The sequence below is a fragment of the Microbacterium sp. GCM10027623 genome, assembly GCF_042666935.1.
Classification (GTDB): Bacteria; Actinomycetota; Actinomycetes; order Actinomycetales; family Microbacteriaceae; genus Microbacterium.
On sequence record NZ_JBHTHE010000002.1, the window covers coordinates 769,883 to 783,602 of the forward strand.

A 13,720-nucleotide genomic window follows, 5' to 3' on the forward strand; every position below is an offset into this window, starting at 1 on the left:
CCGGCGCGAGGATCGTGAAGGAGTCCCGTGGCACTAACCACCGACGTCAAGGCTGAGCTCGTCAGCATCCGCAACGCACCCCCGACGGTGCGTGTCGCCGAGGTGACGACCATTCTTCGTTTCGCGGGTGGGCTGCACTCCATCGCCGGCCGCGTGGCGGTCGAAGCCGAGGTGGATGCCGAGACCCTCGCCCGCCGCGTCAGCCGCGATCTCGCCGAGATCTACGGAGTCCGACCGGAGATCGCACAGGTGAAGTCCAGCACCGCTCAGAGCAGCGGCATCAACGACGGCGTCCGCTGGGCCGTCCGCGTGATCGGCGCGGGGGAGACCCTGGCCCGCCAGACCGGCCTGCTCGATGCGCGCCGACGGCCCGTGCGCGGCCTGCCCAACCGGCTCACCACCGGATCGCCCGAGGAACTCGCCGGCATCTGGCGCGGTGCGTTCCTCGCCGCCGGATCACTCAGCGAGCCCGGTCGCTCGGCGGTGCTCGAGGTGTCCTGCCCATCCGGCGAGGCCGCCATGGCGCTGGTCGGCGCCGCGCACCGCCTCGGCGTGGCGGCGAAGGCCAGGGAGGTGCGGGGACTGCCGCGTGTCGTGGTCCGCGAGGGCGAGGCGATCCGCACGATCCTCACGGCGATGGGTGCCAGGCGCACCGCCGTCACCTGGGAGGAGATGCGTCAGCGCCGAGAGGTGCGCGCCGGGGTGAACCGCCTGGTGAACTTCGACGACGCCAACCTCCGCCGCTCCGCCCAGGCCGCCGTCGCAGCGTGCGCACGGGTCGAGCGCGCGCTCGAGATCCTCGGTGACGACGTGCCCGAGCACCTGCGCACAGCCGGGAATCTGCGCCTGGCGCACCGCGACGCCAGCCTCGACGAGCTCGGCCATCACGCCGACCCTCCGATGACCAAGGACGCCGTCGCCGGGCGCATCCGCCGGCTTCTCGCCATGGCGGACAAGCGAGCCCAGCAGGAGGGCATCCCCGGTACGGATGCCGCCGTCCCCGCCGGACTCGACGACTAGCTCTTCGTCGGCGCTTCGTCACGTCGGGAAGGTTCTCTCGCCGCGGCCTGTTGCCGTCAGTAGGATGTGAAACGTCTGCTCCGCGACGCATACGGCACCGCGGAGAACGCAAGCGCCGCGGCGCGGCGCGGATTGGATGATATCGACATGGCGACATACACGCTCCCCGAGCTCCCCTACGATTTCTCGGCACTCGAACCTCACATCAGCGGCAAGATCATGGAGCTGCACCATGACAAGCACCATGCGGCCTACGTCGCGGGCGCGAACGCCGCCCTGGAGGCACTCGCCGAGGCGCGTGACAGCGGGAACCTCGCCAACGTGAACAAGCTCGAGAAGGACCTGGCGTTCAACCTGGGCGGCCACGTCAACCACTCGATCTTCTGGACCAACCTCTCGCCGAACGGCGGCGGTCAGCCGGAAGGCGAGCTCAAGACGGCGATCGAGGAGTTCTTCGGCTCGTTCGAGAAGTTCCAGGCGCACTTCACCGCGGCAGCCATGGGCATCCAGGGCTCCGGGTGGGCCGTTCTCAGCTGGGACTCGATCGGCTCCCGTCTGATCATCCAGCAGATGTTCGACCAGCACGCGAACACCGCGATGGGCACCATCCCGCTGTTCCAGCTGGACATGTGGGAGCACGCCTTCTACCTGGACTACTTGAACGTCAAGGCGGACTACGTCAAGGCGGCGTGGAACATCGCGAACTGGGAGAACGTCGCGCAGCGGTTTGACACAGCACGCGAGAAGACCACCGGTCTGCTGGTACTGTCGTAAAAGATGGGCGTCCTGATGGGCGTTTTGCCCATCAGGACGCCGTTGTCCGTGCAATCCGCGAATTTTACGCACTTCCTTGATTAAGAACCAGGAGACTTTCGTGTCTGTCAAGATCGGTATCAACGGCTTCGGTCGTATCGGGCGAAACTTCCTTCGCGCAGCCCTCGCACAGAACGCTGACCTCGAGATCGTCGCGGTGAACGACCTCACGGACAACGCCGCACTCGCCCACCTGCTGAAGTACGACTCCGTCGGCGGACCGCTGGGCGTCGAGGTCTCGTACGAGGGCGACGTCATCACCGTCGGCGGCAAGGCCATCAAGGTTTTCGAAGAGCGTGACCCCGCTGCACTTCCCTGGGGCGAGCTGGGTGTCGACATCGTCATCGAGTCCACCGGACGCTTCACCAAGGCCGCGGATGCGGGCAAGCACATCGCCGGAGGGGCCAAGAAGGTCATCATCTCCGCGCCGGGCACGGACGTCGACGGCACCTTCGTCGTGGGAGTGAACGAGGACACCTACGACGCCGCGAACCACAACATCATCTCCAACGCGTCGTGCACCACGAACTGCCTCGCGCCGCTCGCCAAGGTCTTCAACGACGCCTTCGGCATCGAGCGCGGCTTCATGATGACCGCCCACGCGTACACCGCCGACCAGAACCTTCAGGACGGCCCGCACAGCGACCTGCGTCGTGCACGTGCCGCGGCGATCAACATCGTCCCCGCCTCGACCGGTGCGGCCAAGGCCATCGGCCTGGTCATGCCCGAGCTCAACGGCAAGCTCAGTGGCTCCTCGTACCGCGTGCCGGTTCCCACCGGCTCGATCGTCGACCTGACGATCATCGCCGATCGCGACGACCTCACCATCGACGAGGTCAACGCCGTGTACCGCGAAGCCGCCGCGAGCGGTCGCCTGCAGGGCATCCTGGAGTACACCGAGGACGAGATCGTGTCGAGCGACATCCAGCTCAACCCGCACTCGTCGATCTTCGACTCCGGCCTCACCAACGTCAGCGGAAACCTCGTCAAGGTCTCCAGCTGGTACGACAACGAGTGGGGCTACTCGAACCGCCTGGTCGACCTGACCGAGTACGTCGCCGAGCGTCTCTGATCTATGACCCTGCGCACCCTCGACTCGCTGGGGTCGCTCGAAGGCCGGCGCGTCATCGTCCGTTGTGACCTCAACGTCCCGCTCCGGGACGGCGTCATCACGGACGATGGCCGCGTCCGCGCCTCGCTGCCGACCCTGAACGCGCTCATCAACGCCGGCGCACGCGTGATCGTGTGCTCGCACCTCGGTCGCCCCGACGGAGCGCCCGACCCGCAGTACAGTCTCGAGCCGGTCGCGCAGCGCCTGTCCGAGCTGCTGGGAAAGCCTGTCGCGTTCGCTCGCGACACGGTGGGGGAGTCCGCCCGCTCAGCGGTCGCCGCGACCGAGGACGGCGGGATCGTCGTGCTCGAGAACCTGCGCTTCAACGCGGGTGAGACGGCTAAGGACGACGAGACCCGTAAGGCCTTCGCCGAGCAGCTCGCCGAACTGGGCGATGCGCTGGTCTCCGACGGCTTCGGCGTCGTGCACCGCAAGCAGGCCAGCGTCTACGACCTGGCGAGCATCCTGCCCTCCGCGGCGGGACTGCTGATCGCGACCGAGCTGGATGTGCTGGACCGCCTGACCGAGAAGCCCGAGCGGCCGTACACGGTCGTGCTCGGCGGCTCCAAGGTCAGCGACAAGCTGGGCGTCATCGCCCACCTGCTGCCGCGCGTCGACCGCCTGCTGGTCGGCGGCGGGATGCTGTTCACGTTCCTCGCGGCCGAGGGTCATGCCGTGGCGTCGAGCCTGCTCGAGAAGGACCAGCTCGACACCGTCCGCGGCTACATCGCCGAGGCGAAGGAGCGCGGCGTGGAGCTCGTGCTACCCACCGACGTGGTCGTCGCCTCCGCGTTCGCGGCGGATGCCGATCATGAGACGGTCGCGGCGGATGCCATCGAGCAGAGCTCGTTCGGCGCCTCCGGCATCGGCCTCGACATCGGACCCGACACGGCCGCGCGCTTCGCCGAGGCGATCCGGGGCTCGAAGACAGTGTTCTGGAACGGGCCGATGGGCGTGTTCGAGTTCCCCGCCTTCGCAGGGGGGACGAGGACGGTCGCTGAGGCGCTCACCGAGGTCGACGGCCTCAGCGTGGTCGGCGGCGGCGACTCCGCGGCCGCCGTGCGCCAGCTCGGGTTCTCCGACGACAGGTTCGGACACATCTCGACGGGCGGAGGCGCCAGCCTCGAGTTCCTCGAGGGCAAGAAGCTACCCGGACTGGAGGTCCTCGGATGGCAGTGAACTCTGCGAACTCGTCTGCTGCGCAGAACCGGCGCACCGCACTGATTGCGGGCAACTGGAAGATGAACCTCGATCACCTGCAGGCGGTGGCGACGGTGCAGAAGCTGCACTGGACGCTGAAGGACGCCGGCCACGAGGGCGACTCGGTGGAGGTCGCGGTCTTCCCGCCCTACACCGACATCCGCTCCGTGCAGACTCTCATCGATGCCGACAAGATCCCCTTCGCGCTCGGCGCGCAGGACGTCTCGGCCCACGACTCGGGCGCCTACACGGGTGAGGTCTCGGGTGCTTTCCTGTCGAAGCTCGGCGTGCGCTATGTGATCATCGGTCACTCGGAGCGCCGCGAGTACCACCACGAGAGCGACGAGATCGTGGCGGCCAAGGTGAAGGCGGCGTTGAAGCACGGTCTGGTGCCGGTCATCTGCGTCGGCGAGACCGCCGAGGACCTGGAGAAGTTCGGCGCCAGCGCTGTTCCCGTCGGTCAGCTCGAGAAGGCGCTCGAGGGGGTGCCGGCGTCGGCCGACGTCGTCGTGGCGTATGAGCCGGTCTGGGCGATCGGGTCCGGGCAGGCGGCGACTCCGCAGCAGGCGCAGGACGTCTGCGCGGTGCTGCGCGGTGTGGTCGCGAAGTCCTTGGACGAGGATGCCGCAGCCCGCACCCGCGTGCTCTACGGCGGATCGGTGAAGTCGGGCAACATCGCCAGCTTCATGCGCGAGCCCGATGTGGACGGCGCCCTGGTGGGCGGCGCGAGCCTCGTGGTGGACGAGTTCGCAGCGATCGTACGCTTCGAAAAGCACGTCGGAGTGTGAGTCGGACCGGGCGCCGCGGCGCCTCGTCCTATAATCGACACCTAGGCGGGTCTTCTCAGGCCCTGGCGAAAGGCTTCATTCCGTGGTGGTACTCGAGTTTGTCCTGCAGGTGGTGCTGGGTATCAGCAGCGTCCTGCTGACGCTCCTCATCCTGCTTCACAAGGGTCGCGGCGGCGGCCTGTCCGACATGTTCGGTGGTGGCATGAACGCCGCCGTCGGCTCGTCCGGTCTGGCGGAGCGCAATCTCAACCGCTTCACGGTGGTGCTGGCCCTCATCTGGTTCGTGGCTATCGTCGCGCTGGGCCTGATCACGAAGTTCTCGGTCATCTGATGGCGACCGGAGGAAACGCGATCCGCGGCACGCGCGTCGGATCGGGCCCGATGGGCGAGCAGGATCACGGGTACCACGCCGACCGGATCGCCGTGTCGTACTGGGACGGTCTCGGCAACGAGACCGTGCGGTACTTCGCCGCCGGGCTCCCTGAAGAGGAGATCCCCGACACGATCGACCACCCGCACTCGGGACTTCCCGCAGGTCGCGATCGGCAGAACCCGCCGGCTCTCGCCAAGCCCGAGCCGTACAAGACGCACCTCGCCTACGTGAAGGAGCGTCGCACCGACGAGGAAGCCAAGCAGCTTCTCGAGGATGCCCTGACGCAGCTGCGCGAGCGCCGCGGCCAGGGCTGACGCCAACCCCGCATTCGTCAAGAGCCCCCGGCATCGACGTGCCGGGGGCTCTGTCGTCCGTCGCGCACGATCGCCGTCGGGGCAGCCGACTTCGATGCTGCGAAGATCACCCGGCTGTGGTCCGCGTGTCACCCGGGACCGCACGGTCGCGCCCGGATGCCCGCTCCTGACCGGGAACCACGACGAACCGCGGCGCGCGGCTCCGATCGTTCGGCTATTCGCGGCCTGCTCGGCCGGCCCGCGACGGCGTCACTTCGCGTAGCCTCGTTCCAGACGAATCTTCGGGGGAGGAGCACGCAGGAGGCAGCCAGGTGACGAGTGTGGATCCGTATGACCCCGACCGAGCGTACGACGAGCTCATCCAGGCGATGGCGGCGAAGGACCCGACGGAGATCGCACGTGTGGCCAACGACCATGCGTGGGTCCTGACCACCTACCATTACGAACTGCTCATGCGGGCGCTCGACTCCCTCCCGTCCGAAGCGTTCTCGCAGTTCGACATTCTGCGACTCGTGCATCCAGTGGCATCCGTACTTGCACGCAGCCATCCCCACTCATCGTGCTCTGCGGACAGCGCTGAACCTGTCGTCCTCGAAGGCCGCAGGATGAATGAGCACCTGGCCAAGCAGATGATCGTGAGGCGCCTGAACGGAGATGTGAAGTCCTCCCTGGAAGTCGCCGAGCGGCTGGACGAGAGGCTCGCGACCTTCGTCAGCGGTGGCGGGCACGGGTGGTGCCCGATCGCCCTCTTCCGATTCCAACTCGCCTACACCTATCTGCTCGACGGTCAGTCAGAAAGGGCGCTGAAGAGCTTCGGCACGGCCCTTCAGCTCTCGGAGCTCATGCCCGGCGACCATGTCCGCAGGGATGCGGCGATCCGCTCGGCCGTGGTGCATGCGCTGCGCGGATCGCGCAGTCGCGCGCTGAGCTGTCTGCAGCTGGCAGATCACCAGCCGGAGTCCCCGGCGTTCTTCGCGGCGTTCAACCGCACCGCCGAGAACATCGTCGTGGCGCTCATCGACGTCGACCGGATGGCGCCGGAGGCGGGGGACCACGTCGAGGCGTTGGGGCTCTCCTCTCCGATCGACGAGCTCTGGCCGCTCATCGCCCTCGTGCGGGCGCGTTTCGAGCTCGCACAGGGGCGGCCGATGGCTGCCATGGAAGAGGTGTCACTCGCCTTCGGATCCCATCTCTGGAAATCGGACACGCTCGCGGACGACGTGCGCATCGCCTGCCTGACCGAGGCGTTCCTCGCGCTCGGGCAGGTCGGGGTCGCGCGAACCATCTGCGACGAGGGCTCCGGTCGCCTGCCACTGGAACGGCTCGCGAGGGTCAGGGTGCTGATCCACGAGGGTCGGCTGGCGGATGCCATGCGGGCGTGCCGGGAACTGACCAGCTCTCGCGACATCGCCCCGGCGACCCGCGCGGAGGCGACGATCCTGCAGGCCTGGGTCGAGTTCGAGCTGGACGGCGAGATCGATCCGTCCGTCGCGCGCACAGTCTCCCAGATCGCGGTCATCGGCGATCAGCTGCGCGTGTTCACCACGGTGCCCGAACCCCTGATCGCCGCCGTGACTCGCGCGATCCCGGAGGCGGAGGCTTCCGTCCTGACGCGCATCCTGCAGGGCCTGCGTCACGCCGCGCCCCGCCGACGGCGCCCGCGACTCACGGCGAGCGAGCTGAAGGTGCTGGCGGAACTGCCCACATCGGCGAAGACCGCCGAGATCGCGAAGAGGCTGTTCGTGACGCAGAACACGGTCAAGACCCAGCTGGCGTCCATCTATCGGAAGCTCGGCGTCGGCAACCGCAGCGACGCGGTCGCCGCCGCCGTGCGTCTCGGCCTGCTCGACCCTTCAAGCGGCTCGGACGCCGAGCCGCGACCGGGCCTCCGTCCTGCAGCGATCGCGCACACCGCGGCGGGTGAGAGGAGGGTGAGGCAGAGGGGGACGAGGTATGAAAATCCCGCCGCGCCGGGCGCCGACAGGCAGCGCACTGGTTCGCTGTCCTGACGACGTTCCTCGTCGGCATCCCCCGAGGAGAGCAGGCGTCGAGGTCACCAAGGGAGAGATGCATGACTCAGCAGGTGCGCACAAGCCGCACGCCGTCGGCCTCCGTCTGGAGCCGTCCCGTGGTCGCGGCCTCGGTGCCCATCCCGTCGGTTGCCGGCTACGCGCCCGTACGCTCCGTACTCACACAGGTGGAGCACCGCTGCGATGACGGCACCTGGCTGTTCCTGCTCGAGGGCGCGACACGCGAGGCGGCCGTCGATGTGACCATCGACTCACGACGACTGTCCGCCGTCGGCCTGCAGAGGCAGGACGATGACCGCTGGGAGCTCAACCCGGAGTACTCCGGCGCAGACCACGCCGATCCGCACTCGCTGGCCGAGTTGACCGATGCGCGCGCCAGGCTCACCATCCACTACGCGGACGGGGAGAGCGAGGTCCTCGCTCTCGTCAATCACCGCGGCGGAACATCGTGCTCCCGCCGCGGTGCAGAGCACGTGCAGCCACGCCGTCATCGCGCCGTCGCCGTCATCCGGCCGCTGGACGCGGTCGCCGGATAGGTCCCGGCGCCATGCCCATCCCCCGCACGGTATGGCGTCGGTCGGGGAGGAGCGTTCCCCAGTGGTCCTCCCCGCTGGGGCGGGTCCATCCCGCACCGCACGAAGGCCTCCACCTGTCCACAGGCGGAGGCCTTCTCAGCGTCAGTGCGGAGCGAGGATGCACCCACGGGAGTAAGGAGAAGGCCCCCACGGAGGTGGGTGCCTTCTCTGATCGGAGGGGCTGACGGGAATCGAACCCGCGTCATTAGTTTGGAAGACTAAGGCTTTACCATTAAGCTACAGCCCCGAAAATGCGCCACACTGCAGGAGCACCTCGTAAAGCATAGCGGACGGCGGGAGTGCTCCCGTCCGTTAGACTCGGTGAGGCCGTTCCCGTGCGCGCGGGTTCAAGCCGGGGCGTAGCTCAGCTTGGTAGAGCGCCCGCTTTGGGAGCGGGAGGTCGCAGGTTCAAATCCTGTCGCCCCGACCACGGCCTCCAGACTTCATGCCGCACCATCCCTGCGGAAATCACAAGGAGAACACACCAGTATGGCCAACAGCACCGTCGAGAAGCTGTCCCCGACCCGCGTCAAGCTCAGCATCACGGTCACCCCGGAGGACCTCAAGCCGAGCATCGCGCACGCCTACGAGCACATCGCTCAGGACGTGCAGGTCCCCGGCTTCCGCAAGGGCAAGGTCCCGGCGCCCATCATCGACCAGCGCGTCGGCCGCGGTGCGGTCATCGAGCACGCCGTCAACGAGGGGCTGGACCGCTTCTTCCGCGAGGCCGCCACCGAGCACAGCCTCCGCGTCGTGGGTCGTCCGTCGGCCGACATCACCCAGTGGCCGAATGAGAAGGACTTCTCCGGCGACCTGCTCGTCGACGTCGAGGTCGACGTGCGCCCCGAGATCGAGCTGCCCTCCTTCGAGGACATCACGATCACGGTCGACGCCGTCGAGGCCGACGACGCCGCCATCGACACCGAACTCGACGAGCTGCGCGCCCGCTTCGGCACGCTGATCCCCGTCGACCGGCCTGCGGCGAAGGGCGACTTCGTCGAGCTCGACCTCATCGCCACCATCGCGGACGCCGAGATCGACCGCGCCGACGGCGTGTCCTACGAGGTCGGCTCGGGCGAGCTTCTCGAGGGGATCGACGAGGCCATCGACTCGCTCACCGCCGGTGAGCAGACCACGTTCCGCTCGACTCTCGTCGGCGGAGACCACGCCGGCGAGGAGGCCGAGGTCTCCGTCACCGTCAAGGCCGTCAAGGAGCGCGAGCTTCCGGAGGCCGACGACGACTTCGCGCAGATGGCATCCGAGTTCGACACCATCGCCGAGCTGCGCAGCAGCCTGGCGGAGCGCGTCGCGCAGCAGGGCGTCTTCACGCAGAGCTCGGCCGCACGCGACCAGCTGCTCGACACGCTCCTCGAGAAGGTGGAGATCCCGGTCCCCGCACAGCTCATCGAGGACGAGGTGCACAACCACCTCGAGAACGAGAACCGTCTCGAGGACGATGTGCACCGCGCCGAGGTCGCCGAGGCCAGCGAGAAGCAGTTCCGCACGCAGGTGCTGCTGGACACCGTCGCCGAGAACGCTGACGTGCAGGTCTCCCAGGAGGAGATGAGCCAGTACATCATCCAGTCCGCCGCGCAGTACGGCATGCCGCCCCAGGAGTTCATCGAGGCGCTGCAGAGCTCGGGGCAGCTGCCCGCGCTCGTCGGCGAGATCGCTCGCAACAAGGCGCTCGCATCGCTGCTCGGCAAGGTCAAGGTCGTCGACAGCAACGGCAAGCCCGTCGACCTGTCCGAGTTCATCGGCGACGCCGACGAGGCGGACGAGGCCGAAGAGGCCCCCGCCGAGGAGAAGCCGGCCAAGAAGCCGGCGGCGAAGAAGGCTCCGGCCAAGAAGGCCTCCGACAAGGCCGACAAGGCCGACGACGGCGAGAAGAAGCCGGCGGCGAAGAAGGCTCCGGCCAAGAAGACCGCCGCGAAGAAGGACGAGGCCGAGAAGGCCGAGTGATCGCGGATCATTCCCGGGGAGGGCGGATGCCGATGGCATCCGCCCTCCCTTTTTCTGCGACGGAGACCGCATCCGCCGACCAGGTCGCCGCGCTGATATGCCGACGGCGAACACGGGAGAAGCAGCATCCGGTCGCCGGTAGATTCGAATCACCGACACACGGAAACAGGAGCTGACATGGCTGAACCCCTGATGGCGACGAGCGTCTTCGACAGGTTGCTGAAGGATCGCATCATCTGGCTGGGCTCTGAGGTGCGCGATGAGAACGCGAATGAGATCTGCGCGAAGATCCTCCTTCTCGCCGCCGAGGATCCCGAGAAGGACATCTACCTCTACATCAACTCGCCCGGCGGCTCGATCACCGCGGGCATGGCCATCTACGACACGATGCAGTTCGTGCCGAACGACATCGTCACGGTGGGCATCGGAATGGCGGCGTCCATGGGACAGCTGCTGCTGACCAGTGGCACCAAGGGCAAGCGCTACATCACCCCGAACGCCCGCGTGCTGCTGCACCAGCCGCACGGCGGCTTCGGCGGCACATCCAGCGACATCCAGACACAGGCGCAGCTGATCCTCTCGATGAAGCAGCGTCTCGCCGAGATCACGTCCGGTCAGACCGGCAAGAGCGTCGAGCAGATCAACGCGGACGGCGATCGCGATCGCTGGTTCACCGCCACCGAGGCGCTCGAGTACGGCTTCGTCGACCACATCCGCGAGCACGCCTCCGACGTGCACGGCGGTGGCGGAACCGGCGCGGACCACGCGGACAAGTAGGACAGGACGAGACACATGCACACACCCACCTTTCGCGCCGCCGGAAACCTGCCCTCCAGCCGCTACGTGCTGCCGCAGTTCGAGGAGCGCACCGCCTACGGCTTCAAGCGCCAGGACCCGTACAACAAGCTGTTCGAAGATCGTGTGATCTTCCTCGGCGTGCAGGTCGACGACGCGTCGGCCGATGACGTGATGGCGCAGCTGCTGGTTCTGGAGAGCCAGGACTCCGATCGCGACATCACCATGTACATCAACTCGCCCGGTGGCTCCTTCACCGCCATGACGGCGATCTACGACACCATGGAGTACGTGGCGCCGCAGATCCAGACCGTCGTGCTCGGCCAGGCGGCATCCGCGGCGTCCGTGCTGCTCGCCGCTGGTGCGCCCGGCAAGCGTCTCGCACTGCCGAATGCGCGCGTGCTCATGCACCAGCCGGCGATGGGTGAGGCCGGTCAGGGGCAGGCCTCCGACATCGAGATCCAGGCGCGGGAGATCCTGCGGATGCGCACCTGGCTGGAGGAGACCATGGCCCGTCACACCGGTCAGCCGGTCGAGAAGGTCCACAACGACATCGATCGCGACAACATCCTCTCCGCCGAGCAGGCCAAGGAGTACGGCATCGTCGACCAGGTGCTGAGCTCCCGCAAGCGCATCTCCTGAACTGACATCGAGAAGGAGCGGCCCGGATCCGTCCGGGCCGCTCCTTCGCGTTCGCGGCCAACGGATGCGCGTGATCCCGGCGTGTCTGTGCGCATATGAGCACGCACGTGCGCGCTCGTCGGGGCCCTTCTAAGCTGGAAGGGAAAGGAGGATGCCGTGGATGACGAACTGCTGATGGTCCGAGTCGCCGAGCTCTCGTACGACGAGAACAAGACCCAGGACGAGATCGGGGCGCTTCTCGGCATCTCCCGCTGGAAGGTCGGCCGTCTGCTCGTGCAGGCCCGCGAACACGGCATCGTGCGCATCGAGATCGTGCACCCTCGAGCCCGGCGTCTCGGTGCCGAGCGTGCGCTCATCGAGCGCTTCGGTCTGAAGGGTGCCGTCGTGGTTCCCGCACCCGACGACCCGGGTGCCGTGCTGGAGCGCGTCGCCAGGGCGGCGGCGGACATGCTCACCGCGCTGCGCCCGGTTCCGCGCACGCTCGCGGTCAGCTGGGGGCGCACGCTCACAGCCGTCGCGGACGCGCTTGCGGACGGATGGGCGCACGGCGTCGCCGTCGTGCAGGCCAACGGGGGAGTGAGCCTGAACCGCCGTTCGGGTGGTGCGTCATCCGTCGCCATCACCATCGCGCAGCGCGGTTCCGGACAGGCGGTGCTGCTGCCGAGCCCTGCGATCCTCGAGCGCGTGGAGACCAAGCAGGCCATCGAGTCCGATCGCACGGTCGCGGCCATTCTCGACCAGGCGGCGCACGCAGACATGCTCCTGTTCACGGCGGGTCCGTGCGACCCTGACTCGGCGCACGTCGAGAACGGGTATCTCACCGTCGACGACATCGCCGAGCTCGCCCGCCGCGGCGCCGTCGGCGACGTGCTCGGCCGCTACATCGATGCGGACGGCAACATCGTCGACCCGCATCTCGACGCCCGCACTGTGGGCGTCTCCCTCGATCAGGTGCGCTCCGCACCCCGATCCATCTTCGTCAGCGCCGGCGCCGCGAAGCACGACATCGCGCGTACAGTCGTCAGCACCGGGCTGTGCAGCGTTCTGGTGACTGACGAATCCACAGCACGAGCACTCTTGGAGGAGATGTGACGACCACAGAACTCATGCGGCGCAACGCCGTCGACGTGCTGGGCGGTGAGCCCGACGACGCGACCCTGCGCCGATTCCTGCACGGACTTCCCGGCGTCGACGCGGTGGGCCTCGAGCAGCGGGCCGCCGGTCTGGGCACCCGCTCGATAAAGACCACTTCGAAGGCCTGGGCGCTCGACAAGATCATCTCGTTGATCGACCTCACCACCCTCGAAGGCGCCGACACGGCCGGCAAGGTCCGCTCGCTGGTGGCGAAGGCGAAGACGCCGGATGCCTCCGACCCGGCCACACCGCTGGTCGCAGCCGTCTGCGTGTACGGCGACATGGTGGGCCACGCCGTCGAGGCGCTGGGCTCGATGCACGGCGACCCGGATGACGGACGCATCTCCGTCGCCGCCGTCGCCACCGCGTTCCCGTCCGGTCGCGCCTCCATCGAGGTCAAGCTCGCGGATACCGCGGACGCCGTCGCCGCGGGAGCCGATGAGATCGACATGGTCATCGACCGCGGAGCGTTCCTGGAGGGACGATACAGCCTGGTCTTCGACCAGATCGCCCGGGTCAAGGAGGCCTGCCGCCGTGAGGACGGCAGCTATGCCTCGCTCAAGGTCATCATGGAGACCGGTGAGCTGAACACCTACGACAACATCAGGCGCGCCTCGTGGCTGTCGATCCTTGCCGGCGGCGACTTCATCAAGACCTCCACCGGCAAGGTGTCGCCCGCGGCGACCCTGCCCACCACGCTGCTCATGCTCGAGGCCGTGCGCGACTGGCACCGGGCGACGGGCGAGAAGATCGGCGTGAAGCCGGCCGGCGGCATCCGCTCGTCCAAGGACGCCATCAAGTACCTCGTCACGGTCGCCGAGACCACGGGCGAGGAGTGGCTGCAACCGCACCTGTTCCGCTTCGGCGCATCGAGCCTGCTCAACGACGTGCTCCTGCAGCGTCAGAAGCTCACGACCGGCCACTACTCCGGTCCCGACTACGTGACCATCGACTAGGACCTCT

The 13,720-nt window shown here is 67.7% G+C and carries 14 protein-coding genes and 2 tRNA genes; 15 read left to right on the forward strand and 1 reads right to left on the reverse strand.

What is annotated here, in order from left to right:
* Positions 1 to 27: 27 nt before the first annotated feature.
* The 9 genes from whiA to ACFQY2_RS11070 all read left to right on the forward strand — a co-directional run bounded on the left by whiA (position 28) and on the right by ACFQY2_RS11070 (position 8,185).
* Positions 28 to 1,020, forward strand: coding sequence for a DNA-binding protein WhiA (whiA, locus tag ACFQY2_RS11030; RefSeq protein ID WP_378745848.1), 993 nt, complete (start codon positions 28 to 30; stop codon positions 1,018 to 1,020).
* Between the two features lie 147 nt (positions 1,021 to 1,167).
* Positions 1,168 to 1,794: a superoxide dismutase gene (locus ACFQY2_RS11035; protein WP_378745850.1), complete on the forward strand. Its 627-nt coding sequence runs from the start codon at positions 1,168 to 1,170 to the stop codon at positions 1,792 to 1,794.
* Positions 1,795 to 1,894: 100 nt separating this feature from the next.
* Entirely contained in the window at positions 1,895 to 2,905 is a 1,011-nt protein-coding gene (gap, locus tag ACFQY2_RS11040) for a type I glyceraldehyde-3-phosphate dehydrogenase (protein WP_378745851.1), read from the forward strand.
* Between the two features lie 3 nt (positions 2,906 to 2,908).
* Complete coding sequence (locus tag ACFQY2_RS11045) at positions 2,909 to 4,123, forward strand: phosphoglycerate kinase (protein WP_378745852.1); 1,215 nt, start codon at positions 2,909 to 2,911, stop codon at positions 4,121 to 4,123.
* On the forward strand, positions 4,114 to 4,932 hold the full coding sequence (gene tpiA, locus ACFQY2_RS11050) for a triose-phosphate isomerase (protein ID WP_378745853.1): 819 nt from the start codon (positions 4,114 to 4,116) through the stop codon (positions 4,930 to 4,932). The genes ACFQY2_RS11045 and tpiA overlap by 10 nt, the downstream gene beginning before the upstream one ends.
* Before the next feature lie 82 nt (positions 4,933 to 5,014).
* Complete coding sequence (gene secG / locus ACFQY2_RS11055) at positions 5,015 to 5,263, forward strand: preprotein translocase subunit SecG (protein ID WP_378745855.1); 249 nt, start codon at positions 5,015 to 5,017, stop codon at positions 5,261 to 5,263.
* Positions 5,263 to 5,619 (forward strand): RNA polymerase-binding protein RbpA, encoded by a 357-nt coding sequence (locus tag ACFQY2_RS11060; RefSeq protein WP_378745856.1) that lies wholly within the window; start codon positions 5,263 to 5,265, stop codon positions 5,617 to 5,619. The genes secG and ACFQY2_RS11060 overlap by 1 nt, the downstream gene beginning before the upstream one ends.
* Before the next feature lie 311 nt (positions 5,620 to 5,930).
* The gene (locus ACFQY2_RS11065) at positions 5,931 to 7,628 is read left to right on the forward strand and encodes a LuxR C-terminal-related transcriptional regulator (protein ID WP_378745857.1); all 1,698 of its coding nucleotides are present in this window, start codon (positions 5,931 to 5,933) and stop codon (positions 7,626 to 7,628) included.
* A 62-nt stretch (positions 7,629 to 7,690) separates the two neighbouring features.
* On the forward strand, positions 7,691 to 8,185 hold the full coding sequence (locus ACFQY2_RS11070; protein WP_378745858.1) for a hypothetical protein: 495 nt from the start codon (positions 7,691 to 7,693) through the stop codon (positions 8,183 to 8,185).
* 215 nt (positions 8,186 to 8,400) lie between these two features.
* Here the strand turns inward: ACFQY2_RS11070 and ACFQY2_RS11075 are convergent.
* Positions 8,401 to 8,471, reverse strand: a tRNA-Gly gene (locus ACFQY2_RS11075).
* A 106-nt stretch (positions 8,472 to 8,577) separates the two neighbouring features.
* On the opposite strand from ACFQY2_RS11075, the gene ACFQY2_RS11080 reads away from it, so the two are divergent.
* From ACFQY2_RS11080 to deoC, 6 genes are all read left to right on the forward strand, one after another.
* Positions 8,578 to 8,654, forward strand: a tRNA-Pro gene (locus ACFQY2_RS11080).
* A 59-nt stretch (positions 8,655 to 8,713) separates the two neighbouring features.
* Positions 8,714 to 10,186 carry a trigger factor gene (gene tig / locus ACFQY2_RS11085; protein ID WP_378745859.1) on the forward strand — a complete coding sequence of 491 codons (1,473 nt, stop codon included), beginning with the start codon at positions 8,714 to 8,716 and terminating at the stop codon, positions 10,184 to 10,186.
* A 126-nt stretch (positions 10,187 to 10,312) separates the two neighbouring features.
* Positions 10,313 to 10,963 carry an ATP-dependent Clp protease proteolytic subunit gene (locus ACFQY2_RS11090; RefSeq protein WP_378746161.1) on the forward strand — a complete coding sequence of 217 codons (651 nt, stop codon included), beginning with the start codon at positions 10,313 to 10,315 and terminating at the stop codon, positions 10,961 to 10,963.
* Positions 10,964 to 10,978: 15 nt separating this feature from the next.
* A complete protein-coding gene (locus tag ACFQY2_RS11095; RefSeq protein ID WP_378745860.1) occupies positions 10,979 to 11,623 on the forward strand; it encodes an ATP-dependent Clp protease proteolytic subunit in 645 nt (214 codons plus the stop codon).
* A gap of 156 nt (positions 11,624 to 11,779) precedes the next feature.
* Positions 11,780 to 12,715 carry a sugar-binding transcriptional regulator gene (locus ACFQY2_RS11100; protein ID WP_378745861.1) on the forward strand — a complete coding sequence of 312 codons (936 nt, stop codon included), beginning with the start codon at positions 11,780 to 11,782 and terminating at the stop codon, positions 12,713 to 12,715.
* 14 nt (positions 12,716 to 12,729) lie between these two features.
* On the forward strand, positions 12,730 to 13,713 hold the full coding sequence (gene deoC / locus ACFQY2_RS11105) for a deoxyribose-phosphate aldolase (RefSeq protein WP_378746162.1): 984 nt from the start codon (positions 12,730 to 12,732) through the stop codon (positions 13,711 to 13,713).
* Positions 13,714 to 13,720: the final 7 nt, after the last annotated feature.

Bases quoted from the DNA above. Each gene is read 5' to 3' on its own strand.
- ACFQY2_RS11060 (WP_378745856.1), top strand. From the start codon at position 5,263: ATGGCGACCGGAGGAAACGCGATCCGCGGCACGCGCGTCGGATCGGGC.
- ACFQY2_RS11095 (WP_378745860.1), top strand. From the start codon at position 10,979: ATGCACACACCCACCTTTCGCGCCGCCGGAAACCTGCCCTCCAGCCGC.
- tig (WP_378745859.1), top strand. From the start codon at position 8,714: ATGGCCAACAGCACCGTCGAGAAGCTGTCCCCGACCCGCGTCAAGCTC.
- ACFQY2_RS11070 (WP_378745858.1), top strand. From the start codon at position 7,691: ATGACTCAGCAGGTGCGCACAAGCCGCACGCCGTCGGCCTCCGTCTGG.
- deoC (WP_378746162.1), top strand. From the start codon at position 12,730: ATGCGGCGCAACGCCGTCGACGTGCTGGGCGGTGAGCCCGACGACGCG.
- ACFQY2_RS11045 (WP_378745852.1), top strand. From the start codon at position 2,909: ATGACCCTGCGCACCCTCGACTCGCTGGGGTCGCTCGAAGGCCGGCGC.
- tpiA (WP_378745853.1), top strand. From the start codon at position 4,114: ATGGCAGTGAACTCTGCGAACTCGTCTGCTGCGCAGAACCGGCGCACC.
- ACFQY2_RS11035 (WP_378745850.1), top strand. From the start codon at position 1,168: ATGGCGACATACACGCTCCCCGAGCTCCCCTACGATTTCTCGGCACTC.